This window comes from Xanthomonas sp. XNM01 (assembly GCF_014851915.1).
Lineage (GTDB): Bacteria > Pseudomonadota > Gammaproteobacteria > Xanthomonadales > Xanthomonadaceae > Pseudoxanthomonas.
In genome coordinates this window covers 354,007-371,166 of record NZ_JACVAP010000001.1, presented here as the reverse complement: position 1 = coordinate 371,166, position 17,160 = coordinate 354,007, and the positions used below count along the sequence as shown (strand labels likewise).

Here is a 17,160-nt window from a genome sequence, read left to right as displayed (position 1 = left end):
CATGGACCCGACCACGATGACCGCCGCCTCCACCGCTTCCAAGCTCCAGCAACTGCGCGACCTGTCGGTCGTGGTGGCCGATACCGGCGACTACGACGCGATCCGGCGCCTGAAGCCGGTGGACTGCACGACCAATCCGACCCTGGTGAAGAAGGCGCTGGACCTGCCGGTCTACGCCGACCTGATCGACCAGGAGCTGGCCTGGGCCCGGACCCGGCCGCAGGCGGACAAGGCCGTGGTCGACGAAGTGGCCGACCGCCTGACCGTGGGCGTGGGCGCGCGCCTGAGCGCGCTGATCCCGGGCCGGATCTCGACCGAGGTCGATGCCGACCTGGCCCACGACACCGCCGCCACCGTCGCCAAGGCGCACAAGTTCATCGCCATGTATGCCGAGCGCGGGGTCCCGAAGGACCGCGTGCTGATCAAGATCGCCGCGACCTGGGAGGGCGTCGAGGCCGCGCGGGCGCTGCAGGCCGAGGGCATCGACTGCAACCTGACCCTGATCTTCAACCAGAGCCAGGCCATCGCCTGCGCCGAGGCCGGCGCGTTCCTGATCTCGCCGTTCGTCGGCCGCATCTTGGACTGGTACAAGGCCCAGGGCCAGGTGCCGGCGAGCATCGACGAGGATCCGGGCGTGGTGTTCGTGCGCGGCGTCTACGACGAGTTCAAGCGCCGCGGTGCGGCCACGGTGGTGATGGGCGCCTCGTTCCGCTCGACCGAGCAGGTGCTGGCCCTGGCCGGCTGCGACCGCCTGACCATCTCGCCGGACCTGCTCGAGCAGCTCGATGCCGACAGCGGCACCGTCGAACGGAAGCTGGCGCCGGTGGCGCGCGAGCAGCGCACCATCGCGCCGGTGACCGAGGCCTCGTTCGCCGCCGATCTGGCGGCCGACGCGATGGCCACCGAAAAGCTGCGCGACGGCATCGCCGCGTTCGACAAGGATCTGCAGGCGCTGCGCGCCGACATCGCCACGCGCCTGGCGTGACCCTCAACCGGCTGCTGCTGGCCGCCCTGCTGCTGGGGCTGGCCGGCTGGTGGTTCTCGCCCTCCTCGCCGCGCGGCGTGTCGCTGCCGTCGGGGCTGGGGGCGGGAACCGCCGGTTGCCCGCCGCCGCCGGTCGTGCGCGCGGGCGCCGAGCCGCTGCAGACGCCGGTGCCGCCCGGCCTGGGCGGCTTCGCGTTGGCCGATGCCAGCGCGAAGCCGCTGGCCGGGTTCAGCGTCGATGCGCGGGTGCTGTCGCGTCGGGACTACCACCAGGGCCGCGAGGCCGATTACTCGCCGCTCGATCTGGCCCTGGGCTGGAACGGCATGACCCGCGACGAGGTCCTGGACCAGCTCGACATCCGCCAGGGCGGCCGCTTCTACAGCTACCGCTGGAGCGACCAGCCGCCGCTGCCGCTGCCGCTGGCGGAGATCGTCCGCTCCAGCGCCAACATGCACATGATTCCGTCCGACCTGGCCGTCGCCGAGGCGCTGCAGGCCGTCGCGCAGGACGACCGGGTGCGGATCGATGGCTGGCTGGTCGAGATCCAGGCGCAGGATGGCTGGCGCTGGCGCAGTTCCACCCGCCGCGACGACAGCGGCGCCGGCGCCTGCGAAGTGATCTACGTCTGCTCGGTCAGCCGGCTCTGAGCCGCCACGGCCGCACGCCGCATCGAAGTCGAAGGAACGACACCCCGATGAACACGCTGTCCCGTCTGCTCGCCCCCGCCCTGCTTGCCCTGTCGTTCTCCCCGGGCGCCCACGGCCGGTGCCCGTCGGCGGAGGCCTGGGCGCAGGCGTTCCATCGTGACCACGCCGATTTCCACTCCGCGGCGCGCATCGGAGACCTGTCCCGGCTCACGCCGCGGTTCGCGCAGTTGCTGCAGCGCGAATGGGCCTACGCAAACGGCGAGGTCGGCCACCTGGACCATGACCCGTGGCTGGGCGCGCAGGACGGGGAGATGGCCGCCCCGCCGTCGTTCACGCTGATCGCCGACGACGGCCATGGCGTCAGCGTGGCGATGCGCTATCCGTTCGCGCTGGATGATCAGGGCCCGCGCACGCCGCACGAGGTCCGCCTAGTGCTGGTGCGCGACGCGGCGCGCTGCTGGCAGCTGGACGATCTGGTCACCCCGCGCGGCGACTCGCTGGCGACGCTGTATGCGACGCCGGAGGCGCCCGGCCGATGAAGCCCGCCGCGACCCGCCGCAGCCCGACACTGCGCACCCTGCTGCCGATACTGCTCGCGCTGCTGGCGCCACGCCCGGCCGCGCTCGCCGGCGATGCCGCACCGACGATCGATGCCGGTGTCACCACGGTATCCAGCGCACGCTGGCCCGGCGATACGCCCGGAGCCGTCAGGGCGATCGTCGTCGATCGCGGCTACGAACATGTGTCCAGCGAAGTCCACGTGCAATGGCTGCAGCCGGACGATGCCGCCGGCGTTCCCGGCTGGCAGGTCGCGTCCAGCCGCATGCTGGTGGCGGCCGGCCTGCATCACATCGACAGCACGCACTGGAGCAGCGCCGGTCCGCACCTGCGGCTGGCACTTGCCGGACACCGCACCTACGAATCCGGCATCGAGGTGCGCTGCGTGTTCGAGCTCGCACCCGAGGGCGTTGCACGTATGCTCACCCCCTGCGGCGACGACTGAGTCGTGCGCCGCTCTGCCAGGCCGGTCCGGTACCGGCGATGCCCCGCTCCCAACGGGCCGCGTCGATCACCGGCGGCGTCCACAGCCCACGCATCGCCGCCCGCACCACCGTCACCTTCGTCGATCCACGTTGACGCCGCACGCCGCGCCCAGGACGTCCGCATCCCCTCCCGGCTCCCCGCCCTGCTGCTGGCACTGCTGCTGCCGCTTGTCGCACCTGCATCGCCGGTGACGCCGGCCGGGCCGCCGGGCAGCATCGAGGTGATGGTCGAGAGCGGCAGCCTGCACGGCACGATCGGCACCCAGCCGATCCTGCTCGACAGCTTCCGCATCGTCGATGGACGCATCGACGGCTTCTACTGCCATGCGCGCGACTGCCAGACCGGGGGCGTACCGCGCCTGCGGCTGGACGGCCGCGTGAACGCGCAGGGCCAGGCGCTGATCGATGAAACCGTCGATGGCGTCGCCAGCGGTCGCTGGACGCTGCGGCGCACGGCCGATGGCTGGCGGGGCGACTGGCTCAGCCCGGATGGCCGGCGCCGGCTGCCGGTGGACCTGCGTGCAGACGGCCCGCGCCGGCCCTGGCAGCTCAGCGTGTTCCTCGATGGCCCGCTGCCCGCACAGGACGATGCCTGCATGAACACGCCCGGCGTGGTCGCCATCGGCATCCATCGCGACGGCCACCGCGTGCAGGTACTGCCGGCGGAGTCGCAGGGCAGCTGCGATCCATATCTGCCGGAAGTGGTCGACCTGGATTTCGACGGGCATGCCGACCTGATGCTGGCCCAGTTCCTGCCCGCCGGGCCGAACATCCCCTACCAGTACTGGCGCCAGGATCCGCGGACCGGACTGTTCGAGGACATCAGCGACCTGTTGGGCGCGGTGACTTCGCCGGAGTTCGACCCCGCCCGCCAGCTGATCCACACCTTCTCGCGCGGCGGCGCCGCCTCGCACGGCGTCAGCGTCTGGCGCTGGGTCGATGGCCGCCTGCAGGAAGTCGAGACCCGCGGGAGCTGGTTCCTCGATGTGCGCCGCAATGGCCGCCTGCGCAGCTGCTATGTGTTGCCCGAATACCGCGACGGTCGCATCGTCGAGACGCCGCGCATCATCGACGGCGCTGATGGGCGCCTGCGGCTGGAACCGGACCAAGACTGCCAGGACGCGGACCAGCCGCAGGGCGATGGGCTGCTGGTCTGGCGCCACACGCCCGGTCGTCCGCCAAGAGCCGAAACGATCTCGACACGCTGGTACGACCGTGGGCCGGAGCACGCACGCCGCTGGTGCCGTGAACTGCCGGTGCTGGATCTGGACCACCAGCGGATCGACTGGGTCAAGGCCGGGGAGAGCGACGCGGCATGCGAGCGCACGCGTCCCGGGCTGGCGACTGCCGAAGGCTAAGCATCGCTCCGGAAGCAGTGCCGACGCCCGCTGCGCACGGCGCGTCGGCAGCTGCCGCCGGCTTGAGCATGGGGCGCTGGCCAGACGGGCGAACAGCCCCAGCCTCCGTCCCGTTCGCGGTCGGTTGCCCGCATCCAGCGCGGCATGCCGCGGCGGATCGACTCCGCTCGCGACCGGAACCGCCCCTGCCGTCAGCCCCCTATCGGCGACGCCAGCCCGACCGGGCAGCTGACGCCGGTGCCGCCCAGCCCGCAGTAGCCGTTCGGATGCTTGGACAGGTACTGCTGGTGCGCGTCCTCGGCGAAGTAGAACGCCGGCGGCGGCGACAGGATCTCCGTGGTGATCGCGCCGAAGCCGGCGGCGTCCAGTCCTTTCTGGAACGCGTCGCGGCTGGCCAGCGCGGCCGCATGCTGCTGCGGCGTGGCGCTGTAGATCGCCGAGCGGTACTGGGTGCCGACGTCGTTGCCCTGGCGCATGCCCTGGGTCGGGTCGTGGTTCTCCCAGAACACCTGCAGCAGCCGCTCGATGCCGACCGTGGCCGGGTCGTAGACGACGCGCACCACCTCGGTGTGCCCGGTCAGGCCGGAACACACTTCCTCGTAGGTCGGGTTCGGAGTCGATCCACCGGCGTAACCGACCGCGGTGGTGACCACGCCGTCCAGGCTCCAGAATTTGCGTTCGGCGCCCCAGAAGCAGCCCATGCCGACGTCCAGCGTCTCCAGTCCGGGCGCATCGATCCGCAGCGGTCGGCCATGCACGTGGTGCACGTCGCGCAGCGGCATCGGCGTGTCGCGGCCAGGCAGCGCATCCTCCGCGCGCGGCAGACGTTGTTTCCAGGCACCGATACCCAGCATGGTCGTGTCCTCAGGCCGGCAGCATGCCGGGGTCGTCCGCTTCGATGGGGGCGTCGCCCTCTTCGCCCAAGCCCGCCGCACGCAACGCTGCGTCCGCTTCGTCCAGCGCGCTGTCGGGCACGCATACCCGCAGCACCCCGAACAGCGGCAGCTCGCCGCCCGCGCCCAGCAGGTTCTCGCCGAACACGAAGGCCGGAATGCCAGCGTCCTCGAGCACGTGCCGGGCCAGATGGGCGTCGATCAGGTTGTTGGCGCGGTAGGCGACCTGCATGGCGGTCCTTGGCGGGTGGGAGCGCAGCCAGCATACGCCGCGCCTTCCTGCCCGGATGAACGCCGCCGGGCCGGCGCCCGGTGCCTGGACCGGCTAGACTTCCGCCTTTGTCCAAGCTGCCGCCCACATGTCCGAGCCCGCCTCCCCCGTCGTCCCCGGTCCGACCCCGGACACCGCTCCTGCGGAGAAGAAGGATTTCATCCGCCAGATCGTCCGCGACGACCTCGCCAGCGGCAAGCACCAGGCCATCCGCACCCGCTTCCCGCCCGAGCCCAACGGCTACCTGCACATCGGCCACGCCAAGGCGATCTGTCTGGACTTCGGCATCGCCGGCGAGTTCGGCGGCCGCTGCAACCTGCGCTTCGACGATACCAATCCGGCCAAGGAAGACCCCGAATTCGTGCGCGCGATCCAGGACGACGTGCGCTGGCTGGGCTTCGACTGGGCCAGCCTGCGCCATGCCTCGGACTACTTCGAGGTCTATTACCAGGCCGCGCGCAAGCTGATCGCCGACGGCAAGGCCTTCGTCTGCGACCTGGACGCCGAGCAGGTCCGCGCCTACCGCGGCAGCCTGACCGAGCCGGGCCGCAACTCGCCGTTCCGCGAGCGCAGCGTCGAGGAGAACCTGGACCTGTTCGCGCGCATGCGCGCCGGCGAGTTCCCGGACGGCGCGCGCACCGTGCGCGCCAAGATCGACATGGCCAGCGGCAACATCAACCTGCGCGACCCGGCCCTGTACCGGATCAAGCACGTCGAGCACCAGAACACCGGCAACGACTGGCCGATCTACCCGATGTACGACTTCGCCCACGCGCTGGGCGACGCGATCGAGGGCATCACCCACTCGCTGTGCACGCTGGAGTTCGAGGACCACCGTCCGCTGTACGACTGGTGCGTGGACAACGTCGATCTGGCCGGCCACCCGGAGCTGCTGCAGTCGCTGCAGGCCAAGGGGCTGCCGCTGGAAGCGGCCAAGCCGCGCCAGATCGAGTTCTCGCGCCTGAACATCAACTACACGGTGATGAGCAAGCGCAAGCTGACCCAGCTGGTGGCCGAGAAGCTGGTCGACGGCTGGGACGACCCGCGCATGTACACCCTGCAGGGCCTGCGCCGCCGTGGCTACACGCCGGCCGCGCTGCGCCTGCTGGTCGACCGCGTCGGCATCAGCAAGCAGAACTCGGTGATCGATTTCTCGGTGCTGGAAGGCTGCCTGCGCGAGGACCTGGACGGCGCCGCGGCGCGCCGCATGGCCGTCATCGACCCGATCAAGCTGGTGCTGACCAACCTGCCGGAAGGCCATGAGGAACAGCTGACCTTCTCCAACCATCCGAAGGACGCCAGCTTCGGCGAGCGCCAGGTGCCGTTCGCACGCGAGCTGTGGATCGAGCGCGAGGATTTCGCCGAAGTCCCGCCGAAGGGCTGGAAGCGGCTGGTGCCGGGCGGCGAAGTGCGCCTGCGCGGTGCCGGCATCGCCCGCGTCGACGAGGTGGTGAAGAACGACGCCGGCGAGATCGTCGAGCTGCGCGGCTGGCTGGATCCGGAATCGCGTCCGGGCATGGAAGGCGCCAACCGCAAGGTCAAGGGCACGATCCACTGGGTCAGCGCCGTGCACGCCGTGGCCGCCGAGATCCGCCTGTACGACCGCCTGTTCTCGGTGGAGAAGCCGGACGACGAGTCCGACGGCAAGACCTACCGCGACCACCTGAATCCGGACTCGAAGCGCAGCGTGCGTGGCTGGATCGAGCCGGCCGCCGCCCAGGCCGCGCCGGAACAGGCATTCCAGTTCGAGCGCACCGGCTACTTCGTCGCCGACCGCTACGACCACAGCGCCGCAACGCCGGTGTTCAACCGCAGCGTGACCCTGCGCGACACCTGGTCGCAGTAGCGCCGCCCCCTGCCGGTCGGGCATTCCGACCGGCTCTTGCAAGGATGCAGGATCGCCATGAACCGATTGCCCGCCGCGCTTTCACTGCTGGTCGCCATCGCCACCGGTCTGCTGCCCATGCCGGCGGCGGGCTCTCCCGACGTCGCCTCCAGCGTGCCGCGCATCGCCAGCGGCACGGTCTTCCGCCAGGACATCGCGGACGCCTGGCTGCGGTTGCACGGCCGGGCACAGGCGCCACTCTCGGACGGCGACCTGGCTGAGTTCCGGCGGCTTCTCACCGACACCGGCTGGCCGACTGCGCCGGTCGCCGGCGCCGCCGCGATCGACGCGGCCGGCGACCTGCTCGCGCGCCTCCGCCGACTACGGCTACCAGCAGGAGGTCATCGACCTGGTTTCCAGCCGCGTAGGCATCGATGTGGATGCGCTGGCCGTGGCCCACCTCAACGACAGGATCGAGCGCGATCACCGCGGAACCCAGCAGTTCGGCACGCTGTTCGCGCTCGAGCACGGACGCGTGGTGCCGGCGGTTCCAGTCAGGGGCCATCTGTTCTACCGCGATTTCTACGGCCTGCCATCCATGGACGACGTGATCGACACGCTCCAGGCCGGGATCGATGCCGGCAGGTCGCTGGCCGAGCTCGATCCGCCACGCTCGCTGGCAGCGCCATACACGCCCCTGACCCACACCGAACTGCGCCGGGAACTGGGCAGGATGGTGGCCGCCGACCAGGACGCCCGTCATGCCTACGCGCAGAGCGTCCGCGCCGGCACCCCCGATCCTGCATTGCAGGAAGCCGTCGCCCGTGCCGATGCGGACAACCACGCGCGCGTCGCGCAGATCCTCGACACCGTCGGTTTTCCCGGCCCCGAGATGGTCGGCCGGGACGGCGTGTCCACCTTCTTCCTGCTCGTGCAGCACGCCGATGACGACCCGGCCCTGCAGCAGCGGGCCCTGGCGCTGGCCGAACCGCTGATGCGCGAGCGCCGCATGTCGCGCCAGCAGTTCGCGATGCTGACCGACCGGGTCCTGCTGGCGCAGGGACTGCCGCAACGCTATGGCACGCAGACCGTGACCGGCGAGACAGGCACGCTCGTGCTGGCGCCTGTCGAGGATGCGGCCGGACTCGATGCCCGTCGGCGCGACATGGCGATGGGGACGGCCGAGGCCTATCTGGAGCTGCTGCGCGCCCGGCACGCCGCGCCCTGAGCCGGCGCGCTTCATGCGCGGCGACCCCTGTATCTCGCCCGTGAGCATGGCGAGCCCCCCCCCCCGGCGCCGCCCGCACCGCATCCACGCGACCGGAGCCATCTGCCTGAGCGGCCTTCGAAAGACGCTGCCGCGCTGCCGGCACGGCAGCGTGCATCGGCAGCGCGTACACTGCGCGCCGTCTTTCGCCCCACCGGTCCACGATCGCAATGCTCTACGCGCAAGTCCACCTCACCCTGCCCGCCTGGATCCACGACGCACTGGATCCGTCCGCGGTCTTTCCCGACGACGACGCCAAGGTCGCGCTGGCGATCGAACTGTCGCGGCGCAACGTCGAGGCGCGCAGCGGCGGCCCGTTCGGTGCGGTGGTGTTCGGCCCGGACCATCGCGTGATCGCCGCCGGCGTCAACCGCGTGGTGCCGCAGAACACCTCGCTGGCGCATGCCGAGAACATGGCCTACATGCTGGCCCAGCAGCGCCTGCAGACCCCGCGCCTGAACGAGCAGCTGTCGCCGATTACCCTGGCGACCTCGTCGCAGCCATGCTGCCAGTGCTTCGGCGCGACCATCTGGGCCGGCATCGACCGGCTGCTGATCGGCGCCCGCGCCGAGGACGTGATGGAGCTGACCAGCTTCGACGAAGGCCCGCTGCCGGCGGACTGGGTCGGCGAGCTGCGCAAGCGCAACATCGAGGTCGTCCGCGACATCCAGCGCGAGCAGGCCCGCACGGTGCTGCGCGCCTACGGCGAAGGCGCCGGCGACCACTACTGAGCGCCCGACGCACGCGCGCAACGCAACGAGGATCCGCATGTCGCCCGCCCATGGACTGCTGTGCTACTGCCGCGCCGGTTTCGAACCGGAGCTGGCCGCCGAACTGACCGAACGCGCCGCGCTGGCGGGCGTCGCCGGCTATGCGCGCACCCGGCGCGATGACGGCCACGTGCTGTTCCTGTGCGGCGATGCGGCCGACGGCGCGGCGCTGGCGCGTTCGCTGGCGTTCCGCGACCTGGTGTTCGCCCGGCAGAAGCTGCAGCTGCTGGCCGAGCTGCAGGGGCTGGATCCCAAGGACCGCATCACCCCGCTGCTGGCCGCGTTGCCGGCCGGCCTGCGCGTGTCCGATGTCTGGGTCGAGCATCCCGATTCGGATGCCGGCAAGCCGCTGTCCGGGCTGGCCCGCAGCTTCGGCAACGCGCTGCGGCCCGCGCTGCGCAAGGCCGGACATCTGGCCCAGGACGCGCGTCTGCCGCGCCTGCACATCTGCTTCCTCGATGGCGACCATGCGCTGCTGGCGCTGGCCGACACCCACGACGCCTCACCGCTGCCGCAGGGCATCCCGCGCCTGAAGCTGCTGCCCGAGGCGCCGTCGCGCTCGGCGCTGAAGTTGGAAGAGGCGCTGATGACGATGCTGGAGCCCGGCGAACGCGAGCGCCTGATGCGCGCCGGCATGACCGCCGCCGACCTCGGTGCCGCGCCCGGCGGCTGGACCTGGGTGCTGACCCGCCAGCACCTGCGCGTGTCCTCGATCGACAACGGCCCGCTGCGCCAGCACGTGCTCGACACCGGCCTGGTCGAACACCTGCGCGCCGACGGCTTCCGCTGGAGGCCCGCCAGCCCGCTGGACTGGATGGTCTGCGACATGGTCGAACAACCGGTGCGGGTGGCCTCGCGCATGGCCGAATGGTTCCGCGAAGGCTGGTGCCGGCATGCGATCTTCAACCTGAAGCTGCCGATGAAGAAGCGCTGGCAGGAAACCCGGCTGTGCCTGGACCTGTTCGAACGCGAGGCCGGCCGCAGGCTGACCGTGCGCGCGCGCCAGCTCTACCACGACCGTGAGGAGATCACGGTGCTGGCGTCGCCGGACCTGTAAGACACGTCGCAGCTCGGGGCATCAGGGCGCGCGCGTTCCCGCCCCGGCCCATGCCGGAACGTCGGCAGTCGTCTGCGCCAGCCGCAATCGACCGCCACCACCCGGGCTCCGTCGAAGAGCCTCGATGCCAGGGTTCGGTTACCGCCATCACGGCGCGCGATGGGAAGCGCGGTGGCGCAAGGCGTGACTCCGGCCCGGGAGCGGCCGCAAATGCGATCGCCATGCCGGTGTCCGGCGCAGTTGCGGCCCATGCACGGCGGTCGGCCTCCGAAAAGGGGACAAGCAGAGCGGCCCCCTGCACAGGTGCGGCGTCTCGTCGGCACGCGGCTTCTGCAGGCGCGGCCGCAGCCGCGACCGCCATCCGGCTCCGCAATCGATACATGCCACGCGAGGCCGATCTCCGATGCAAGGACGATGGTCCCGGCAGCACCTCGCCTACAGCGCGATCCGGCGCCCGCCGTCGCGCTCCGAGGCGAACACCGCGTCGACCACGCGCATGTCACGCAGGCCTTCCTCGCCCGGCACCCGTGGCGGCGTGCCGCGCAGGATCGCCAGCGCATCGTTGTCCATCTGCAGCGCCTGCTGGTGCTCGACCACCGCATCGAAGACGCGGCCATCGCTGGCCCGCCCACGGATGCCGTCGTAGGTCTGGAACGGCGAAAGTTCGTACCAGCCATCCGCGCAGTCCGCGCGCAGGGTGTTGAGGTTGGCGCCGAAACTGGTCGAGCAGGCCGCGGTGCTGCCGTCGGGGAATTCCAGGGTGAAGCGCATGCCCTCGTCGACCTCGTCGAACAGCTGCGGCCGCCGCGTCCAGCGCTGCGCGCTGACCGCCACCGGCTCCAGTCCGGTGGTGTAGCGCGCGCCCTGCAGCGCATACACGCCCATGTCGTACATCGCGCCACCGCCGTGCCTGGCGACCATCCGCCATGGCCGCTCCGCGCCCACATCGTCGAACGCATCGAATCCGGCATCGGCCGTCACCCGCCGGATCGCGCCGAACGGTCGCTCCCTGGCCATCGCCATCAGCCGCTGCGTGTTCGGCTCGTGCTGCAGCCGGTAGCCGACCGCCAGCTGCACCTTGTTGCGCGCGCAGGCGTCGATCATCCGCTGGGCCTCCGCGGCATCCATCGCCATCGGCTTCTCTACCCAGACATGCTTGCCCGCGGCGGCGGCCCGCAGGGCGAGCGGCATGTGCAGGTCGTTCGGGGTGGCGATGTAGACGACGTCGATCGCCGGATCGTCGGCGATCCGGTCGAAGCCGTCGTAGTCGTACACGTGCCGGTCGGCGATGCCATAGCGCTGCTGCCACTCGGGGATCTTGGACGGCGTCCCGGTGACGATGCCGGCCAGGTGACAGTGCCGGGTCAGCTGCAGGCCGGGCGCCAGCCGTCCGCCGGCATACCCGCCGAGGCCGACCAGGGCTACGCCGATGCTGTCGCGGGCGCGTCTGGATTGCGGCCCTGCGCCGCGCACCGGCAGGGCCAGACCTGCCGCGGCGCCGGCCAGGCCGGCCAGCACATGGCGTCGTGTCAACGTGTGCAACGGTGCCATCTGCGACCTCCCGACGGAAACGGACCGCCGCCGACCTTAGCCCGCATGCCCGGTGCGGACAATCCCGCATTGCGTCATCGATCCATGCCGCCAGCGCATAGCGGGCCGCGATGCGGCCGCCACGCTCTGGCACACTGGCCGGCGATCACGCTCCGCGAGGACGCTGCCATCCGCCCTGCCCACCTGTGCCTGATCGCCGCGATGCTGGCGCCGACGCCGGCTCTTGCCGACAACGACGGCGAGGCGGTGTTCGTCGCCCGCGACGTCGTCGGCGACGGCGTGTTCACCCCCGGCATCGAAGGACCGGCCACCGGCCCCGGCGGCGTGCTGTACGCGGTCAACATCGAACGCGAAGGCACGATCGGCGCGGTCGACTTCGCCACCGACGGTAGCGGCCGGGCCCGCCTGTTCGTGGCGCTGCCGGAGGGCAGCACCGGCAACGGCATCCGCGTCGCAACCGACGGCACCCTTTACGTGGCCGATTACACCGGCCACGCGGTGCTGCGGATCGACCCGGCCACGCGCCTGGTAAGCCATCACGCGCGGTTGCCTGGCGCGCACCAGCCCAACGACATCGCCCTGGCCCCGGACGGCACGCTCTACGCCAGCGACCCGGACTGGTCCAGCGACAGCGGCCAGTTGTGGCGGATCGACCGCGATGGCGCCGCCCACCTGCTGGAAACCGGCATGGGCACGACCAACGGCATCGAGGTCAGCCCGGACGGACGCCATCTCTACGTCAACGAGAGCGTGCAGCGCCGCATCTGGGCCTACGACATCGGCGCCGACGGCGGCCTTTCCGGCAAGCGCCTGCTGATCGCCTTCGACGATCACGGCCTGGACGGGATGCGCTGCGATGCCGGCGGCGCCCTGTACATCGCCCGCTACGGTGCCGGCACGGTCGCCGTCGTGTCGCCGCGCGGCGCGCTGCTGCGCGAGGTGCGCCTGCGCGGTACCAGGCCGACCAACGTCGCCTTCGGAGGCGCCGACGGACGCACGGTCTACGTGCCCCTGCAGGACCGCGGCGCGATCGAATCCTTCCGCAGCGACCGTCCCGGACGCGAATACGGGCGGCCGATCACACCTTAGGCGCCGCTCCGTCTCGTCCCGTGCAACCGCATGGGCGCATGCTGTCGTCCAGGGAAAGAGACTCCTCATGCAGACCATCGAACTGAACGACCCCGCGGCCTTCGCCAGCGAATTCCTGCGCCAGACCCAGCTGCAGGGCTTCGGCTCGCTGAGCAAGCGCGACCTGGAGCTGCTGGTGTTCGTGCTGCTCGAACGCGACGGCGCGATCGACCGCGGCTCGACCAACCATGCCGCCGCCGCACGCCTGCGGGTGACCCCGGCCAGGCTGCGCGCGTTGCGCCGCGATGGCTATGCGCGCTGGCGGCAGCTGGTGGCCGAACCGGCCGACGTCGCGCTGCAGCGGATCCTCGCCTACGTCCTGTCCGCCGAGAACCTGCGCGCCGGCACCCGCCACGTCAGCGAGCGCAGCCGCAAGGAGGGCTTCCTCGCCGTGCGGATCGAGCATCCCGACGACCGCCAGCAGTTCGAACAGGCCATCCTCGATGTCGGCGCCCTGCCGGTGTACGAGCGCAACCGCGAAGTGCTGGCGGTGCATTTCGACACGCTGGTCGCCCTGGCCGAGCGCGGCGGCTTCCTGCAGCCCGATACGCAGGCGGTGATCGCATCGCTGAAGCCGCTGGCGCCGGCCTCGCAGGAACTGGCCGAGCTGCTGCGCAAGGACGTGACCGCGATCGGCTGGACCGACGTGCGTGCCGCGCTCAACGGCCTCGGCGCCCGGGCGGTGGCCGGTAGCGCCGAATCCGCGCTGCGCGGACTGCTGAAGGTGGTGTTTCCGTTCCTGCCCTGATCCGACGCGGTCCGCCGCGGTGTCGGCACGCGGAATGAGATGCCGCCACCAGTCGTGAAGTGATGCGGCGGCATGCGTTCACGCCGCTACGCCCGCGGATGCGCGACGCGGTGCGCGCCGGCTGGCTCGGCCACGTCGTTTCTTCATCCAACGCGAGCACGCGGGCTGCAGCTTCCGAAGGTACGCGACGTCGGGACCTCGCCAGAGCCGCAGATCGGCCACCGAAGCGGGAACAGGCGGGGCATCGGGGATGCGATCGCGTGCGCTCTTCAACGTTGCGCCGCGACTGCGCGCCCTTCGTGGCGATGAGCATGATCGAACGAGACGCGCCTGACTCCGTGTACCCGGAAGGCTCGAGCAACCTGGATCACGACAACCGCTGGGACTCGGCCTGCAGTCGTGGTCGAGGACAGCGGCGTCCACCCGGCGCACGCGCGTCCGGCGCACGAGCACGGAGCTTCCCGGCTGGCGGTGACGCATCTGCGCTCCGACGCCGCCCGCCATCCATCCACCACGCCACGCACGACGCCGAAAGCGGCGGTTCAAGCACTCTTCACCGCAGCGCCCCTACGCTGGCGTCACGTTTTCATGATGGTGAATGCATGCGACCGACCGCTCTGCCCTGCCTGCTGACCGGCGTCCTGCTGTTGGTGGCCGGCGACGCCGCGCTGGCCCAGGCCAGCACCCTGCCGCTGCCGCCGGCGCTGGATCCAGCGCCGTCCAGCCAGCCGATCCAGCGCCAGACCGGGATGCAGGTGATCGACGCCGGCCACGACCAGAAGTACATCGTGCGTTCGTTCGAGCCCGACAGCGTGCAGGGCGAGTACCGGATCGACTTCGACGCGCTGGACGCGAACGGCGACGGTTACCTGAGCCGCACCGAGGTCGCCGATCATCCGACCTTGTCGGCCGAGTTCCGCGCGGTGGATGCCGACAACGACGGCCGTCTGAGCCGCGAGGAACTGTCCGGCTGGATCCGCTGAGGTGCGGCGTGGAGGGCGTCCGCCCGTGATGCCCCTGGCATCACGCCGCGACCGGCCTCTGGTGCGACGCATCACGCTGGTCCTGCCGACTGCGATGGCATCGGCATCCCACACGACGCAACGACGCTGAATCGCCTGCACCGCGACAGCGGTGGGCCGACGCCCCACGCTGCGCCCGAGGGATGCGCCCCTGGGAAAGCCGGCTCCGACCGGCCGCGTCCAGCCTCACACCCCGGCCGCATGCCCCCACAGCGCGCGCGCCAGCGGCGGCAGCCGGCCTGCAAGGCCGAGCAGCGGGCCGCGCAGCAGGGTCGCCGGCAGCGCCGCGTTCGAGTACAGCCGGTTGATCCCATCGAAGGCGCGACCCGACACCACCGCATCGCTGCGCCGGGCCTGCGCCCAGCGCCGCAGCCGGTGCGGCGCGGTCCAGTCGGCGCGACGCGCCTGCGCATCGCGGACCTGCTCCAACAGGGCGGCCACGTCGCGCAGCCCCAGATTCACGCCCTGCCCGGCCAGCGGATGCACCACATGCGCCGCATCGCCGACCAGCAGCACCCGGCCACGCACGAAGCCGTGGGCGAACTGCAGCCGCAGCGGAAAACCGACCCGCGGCGACAGCGGCCGGATCGGTCCCAGCCGCGCGGCGAACGCATTGGTCAGCTCGCGCGCGAACGCGTCGTCGTCCAGCGCGGCGATGCGCTGGGCCTCGTCCTCCGGCAGGGTCCAGACGATCGAGCTGCGGGCTTCGGTGAACGGCAGCACGGCCAGCGGCCCGGTCGGCAGGAAACGCTGCCACGCGGTGTCGGCATGCGGGGCGCCGGTCTGGACGAAGGCGACCACGCCGCGCTGCCCATAGGCCTGCGCATCCAGGTCGAACCCGGCCAATCGGCGCAGCGCCGAGGCGCCGCCATCAGCCGCGACCGCGACGCGCGCTTCCAGCCGGCGCCCATCGTCCAGGCGCAGGCGCACGCCGCCGGCGTCCTGTTCCAGCGCCTCGACCGTCGCCGGGCAATGCAGCTGCACGCCAGCGCCCGGCAGCGCGGCCCACAGCCGGTCGACCAGCAGGTCGTTCTCGACGATCCAGCCCAGTTCGCCGCGGCCGAAACGGTCGGCGTCGAACACCAGCTCGCCCTCGGCGCGGTCGCAGGCGGCATCCCAGACCCGCATCCGCCGGTACGGCTGCGCGCGTGCGGACAGGATCGCCGGCCACACGCCCAGTGCCTGCAGCAGCGCCGCGTTGTCCGGCGCCAGCGCGTACACGCGCAGGTCCGGCTGCTGCAGCGACCACGCGCGCGGCGCGCGTGCTTCGACCAGCGCGACCTGCAGACCGGCGCGGGCCAGGCCGAGCGCGGTGGCCGCGCCGACCACACCACCGCCGACGATCACCGCGTCCAGACGCTGGCGGCTCATCGGCACAGCTCCGGCACGTCGCCGCGGAAACCCATCGCGCCGCCGACCAGCATCGACTGCACCCAGCCGGCGCGGTCGGCCGCGACCAGGCCCAGGCTGCGCAGCGGCCGCAGCAGCGGCGACCGATTGCCGGTGATCCTTGCCAGGCCATCGGAAAAGGCCAGCGTGCGCTCGCGGTCTTCGCGGCGGCGCTCGGCATGGCGCTGCAGCAGCGCAGTGTCGCCAGGATCGGCCGCGTGTCCGCGCAGCAGCTCGGCCAGGGTCAGCGCATCGCGCAGGCCCAGGTTGAAGCCCTGCGCACCGACCGGATGGATCGTCTGCGCCGCATTGCCCAGCAGCACCGCGCGCGGCGCGATGGTCGCGTCGGCGATGCAGGACGCCAGTGGATACGCGCTGCGCTCGCCCGAGGCGAGGAAGCGGCCGGCGCGCCAGCCGAACACCTGCTGCAGGCGGGCCAGCCAGCCGGCTTCATCGAGCGCGGCCACCTGTGCGGCCTGCTCGGTCGGCACGCCATGCACGACGCCGTAATGGCGGTCGCCACGCGGCAGCAGCGCGGTCGGGCCGCTGTCGGTGAAGCGCTCCCAGGCGGTGCCATCCGGCGCGCGTTCGCCGCGCACACGCGCGACGAACAGGGTCTGGCCGTAATCATGGCTGCGCGCGCCGATGTCCAGCGCGTCGCGCAGGGCGCTGCGGGTGCCATCGGCCGCGACCAGCAGGCGGCTGCGCAGTCGCAGCGGTCCCTCGACGGTGTCGAGCAGCACCTCGCGCGCACCATCGCTCTGCTCACCCAGCCCGGTGAAGCGGGCCGGGCGGTAGCGGGCCAGTCGCGGCAGCTGCGCCAGCCGCGCTTCCAGCGCCTCGCCGAAATCGCGTGCGACCACCACCCGGCCGAAGGCCTCGCGTCCGTAGTCGGACGCCTCCAGCCGCACGCTGCCGAAATCGCCGGCGCGGCTGACGTGGATGCGCTGGATCGGTCCGGTCGGCGCGCGCAGCAGCGCGGTCACGCCCAATGCGTCGAGTGCGTTGATCGAGGCCGCGGCCAGGCTGAGGTTGCGCTGGTCGAACACGGCCGGCAGCTCGCCGGGCGGCGTCGCCTCGACCAGGGCCACGTCCAGGTCCAGCGCGTCCAGGGCGATCGCCAGGCTGGCGCCGACCAGGCCGCCGCCGACGATGAGCACGTCGTGTTGTCGGATCATCGCGCCATGATACGCGCCCGCCCTGCGG

Annotated in this window: 17 protein-coding genes; 12 read left to right on the top strand and 5 right to left on the bottom strand. The window is 71.6% G+C overall.

Translation table 11 applies throughout. The features are described 5' to 3' along the window. Positions 1-16 precede the first annotated feature (16 nt). The 5 genes from IB242_RS01625 to IB242_RS01605 all read left to right on the top strand — a co-directional run bounded on the left by IB242_RS01625 (position 17) and on the right by IB242_RS01605 (position 4,033). A complete protein-coding gene (locus IB242_RS01625; RefSeq protein WP_192275453.1) occupies positions 17-985 on the top strand; it encodes a transaldolase in 969 nt (322 codons plus the stop codon). After that, positions 982-1,632 (top strand): hypothetical protein, encoded by a 651-nt coding sequence (locus IB242_RS01620; protein WP_192275452.1) that lies wholly within the window; start codon positions 982-984, stop codon positions 1,630-1,632. Before IB242_RS01625 ends, IB242_RS01620 begins: the two co-directional genes overlap by 4 nt. A 47-nt stretch (positions 1,633-1,679) precedes the next feature. Next, on the top strand, positions 1,680-2,171 hold the full coding sequence (locus IB242_RS01615; protein WP_192275451.1) for a hypothetical protein: 492 nt from the start codon (positions 1,680-1,682) through the stop codon (positions 2,169-2,171). Next, on the top strand, positions 2,168-2,635 hold the full coding sequence (locus IB242_RS01610; protein ID WP_192275450.1) for a hypothetical protein: 468 nt from the start codon (positions 2,168-2,170) through the stop codon (positions 2,633-2,635). The genes IB242_RS01615 and IB242_RS01610 overlap by 4 nt, the downstream gene beginning before the upstream one ends. Positions 2,636-2,863: 228 nt before the next feature. Further along, positions 2,864-4,033, top strand: a complete 1,170-nt coding sequence (locus IB242_RS01605) for a hypothetical protein (protein ID WP_192275449.1) — start codon at positions 2,864-2,866, stop codon at positions 4,031-4,033. A gap of 191 nt (positions 4,034-4,224) precedes the next feature. Here the strand turns inward: IB242_RS01605 and msrA are convergent, their stop codons facing one another. Beyond that, the gene (gene msrA, locus IB242_RS01600) at positions 4,225-4,887 is read right to left on the bottom strand and encodes a peptide-methionine (S)-S-oxide reductase MsrA (RefSeq protein WP_192275448.1); all 663 of its coding nucleotides are present in this window, start codon (positions 4,885-4,887) and stop codon (positions 4,225-4,227) included. 10 nt (positions 4,888-4,897) lie between these two features. Beyond that, positions 4,898-5,158, bottom strand: coding sequence for a DUF2007 domain-containing protein (locus tag IB242_RS01595; protein WP_192275447.1), 261 nt, complete (start codon positions 5,156-5,158; stop codon positions 4,898-4,900). Between the two features lie 127 nt (positions 5,159-5,285). Between IB242_RS01595 and IB242_RS01590 the strand changes: the two genes are divergently transcribed. From IB242_RS01590 to rlmM, 4 genes are all read left to right on the top strand, one after another. Further along, a complete protein-coding gene (locus IB242_RS01590; RefSeq protein WP_192275446.1) occupies positions 5,286-7,043 on the top strand; it encodes a glutamine--tRNA ligase/YqeY domain fusion protein in 1,758 nt (585 codons plus the stop codon). Between the two features lie 430 nt (positions 7,044-7,473). Continuing rightward, the gene (locus IB242_RS01585) at positions 7,474-8,250 is read left to right on the top strand and encodes a DUF6624 domain-containing protein (RefSeq protein ID WP_192275445.1); all 777 of its coding nucleotides are present in this window, start codon (positions 7,474-7,476) and stop codon (positions 8,248-8,250) included. 209 nt (positions 8,251-8,459) lie between these two features. Continuing rightward, entirely contained in the window at positions 8,460-9,020 is a 561-nt protein-coding gene (locus IB242_RS01580) for a nucleoside deaminase (RefSeq protein ID WP_192275444.1), read from the top strand. 37 nt (positions 9,021-9,057) lie between these two features. Continuing rightward, positions 9,058-10,116, top strand: coding sequence for a 23S rRNA (cytidine(2498)-2'-O)-methyltransferase RlmM (rlmM, locus tag IB242_RS01575; protein WP_192275443.1), 1,059 nt, complete (start codon positions 9,058-9,060; stop codon positions 10,114-10,116). 435 nt (positions 10,117-10,551) lie between these two features. On the opposite strand, the gene IB242_RS01570 is transcribed toward rlmM, so the two are convergent. Continuing rightward, complete coding sequence (locus IB242_RS01570; RefSeq protein WP_192275442.1) at positions 10,552-11,667, bottom strand: Gfo/Idh/MocA family oxidoreductase; 1,116 nt, start codon at positions 11,665-11,667, stop codon at positions 10,552-10,554. Between the two features lie 201 nt (positions 11,668-11,868). Between IB242_RS01570 and IB242_RS01565 the strand changes: the two genes are divergently transcribed. From IB242_RS01565 to IB242_RS01555, 3 genes are all read left to right on the top strand, one after another. Next, positions 11,869-12,756: an SMP-30/gluconolactonase/LRE family protein gene (locus IB242_RS01565; protein ID WP_192275441.1), complete on the top strand. Its 888-nt coding sequence runs from the start codon at positions 11,869-11,871 to the stop codon at positions 12,754-12,756. A gap of 67 nt (positions 12,757-12,823) precedes the next feature. Then, positions 12,824-13,543: a hypothetical protein gene (locus IB242_RS01560; RefSeq protein WP_192275440.1), complete on the top strand. Its 720-nt coding sequence runs from the start codon at positions 12,824-12,826 to the stop codon at positions 13,541-13,543. A 602-nt stretch (positions 13,544-14,145) separates the two neighbouring features. Then, positions 14,146-14,526, top strand: a complete 381-nt coding sequence (locus IB242_RS01555; RefSeq protein ID WP_192275439.1) for an EF-hand domain-containing protein — start codon at positions 14,146-14,148, stop codon at positions 14,524-14,526. A 225-nt stretch (positions 14,527-14,751) separates the two neighbouring features. Here IB242_RS01555 and IB242_RS01550 read toward each other — a convergent pair whose 3' ends face one another. Continuing rightward, entirely contained in the window at positions 14,752-15,936 is a 1,185-nt protein-coding gene (locus IB242_RS01550) for an FAD-dependent oxidoreductase (RefSeq protein WP_192275438.1), read from the bottom strand. Beyond that, positions 15,933-17,132 carry a 2-octaprenyl-6-methoxyphenyl hydroxylase gene (ubiH, locus tag IB242_RS01545; protein ID WP_192275437.1) on the bottom strand — a complete coding sequence of 400 codons (1,200 nt, stop codon included), beginning with the start codon at positions 17,130-17,132 and terminating at the stop codon, positions 15,933-15,935. The genes IB242_RS01550 and ubiH overlap by 4 nt, the downstream gene beginning before the upstream one ends. Between the last annotated feature and the right edge of the window lie 28 nt (positions 17,133-17,160).

Excerpts from the sequence above, each read along its gene's own strand:
- IB242_RS01625 (WP_192275453.1), top strand. The coding sequence starts at position 17 with ATGACCGCCGCCTCCACCGCTTCCAAGCTCCAGCAACTGCGCGACCTG.
- IB242_RS01615 (WP_192275451.1), top strand. The coding sequence starts at position 1,680 with ATGAACACGCTGTCCCGTCTGCTCGCCCCCGCCCTGCTTGCCCTGTCG.
- IB242_RS01610 (WP_192275450.1), top strand. The coding sequence starts at position 2,168 with ATGAAGCCCGCCGCGACCCGCCGCAGCCCGACACTGCGCACCCTGCTG.
- msrA (WP_192275448.1), bottom strand. The coding sequence starts at position 4,887 with ATGCTGGGTATCGGTGCCTGGAAACAACGTCTGCCGCGCGCGGAGGAT.
- IB242_RS01595 (WP_192275447.1), bottom strand. The coding sequence starts at position 5,158 with ATGCAGGTCGCCTACCGCGCCAACAACCTGATCGACGCCCATCTGGCC.
- IB242_RS01590 (WP_192275446.1), top strand. The coding sequence starts at position 5,286 with ATGTCCGAGCCCGCCTCCCCCGTCGTCCCCGGTCCGACCCCGGACACC.
- IB242_RS01580 (WP_192275444.1), top strand. The coding sequence starts at position 8,460 with ATGCTCTACGCGCAAGTCCACCTCACCCTGCCCGCCTGGATCCACGAC.
- rlmM (WP_192275443.1), top strand. The coding sequence starts at position 9,058 with ATGTCGCCCGCCCATGGACTGCTGTGCTACTGCCGCGCCGGTTTCGAA.
- IB242_RS01570 (WP_192275442.1), bottom strand. The coding sequence starts at position 11,667 with ATGGCACCGTTGCACACGTTGACACGACGCCATGTGCTGGCCGGCCTG.
- IB242_RS01565 (WP_192275441.1), top strand. The coding sequence starts at position 11,869 with ATGCTGGCGCCGACGCCGGCTCTTGCCGACAACGACGGCGAGGCGGTG.
- IB242_RS01560 (WP_192275440.1), top strand. The coding sequence starts at position 12,824 with ATGCAGACCATCGAACTGAACGACCCCGCGGCCTTCGCCAGCGAATTC.
- IB242_RS01555 (WP_192275439.1), top strand. The coding sequence starts at position 14,146 with ATGCGACCGACCGCTCTGCCCTGCCTGCTGACCGGCGTCCTGCTGTTG.
- IB242_RS01550 (WP_192275438.1), bottom strand. The coding sequence starts at position 15,936 with ATGAGCCGCCAGCGTCTGGACGCGGTGATCGTCGGCGGTGGTGTGGTC.
- ubiH (WP_192275437.1), bottom strand. The coding sequence starts at position 17,132 with ATGATCCGACAACACGACGTGCTCATCGTCGGCGGCGGCCTGGTCGGC.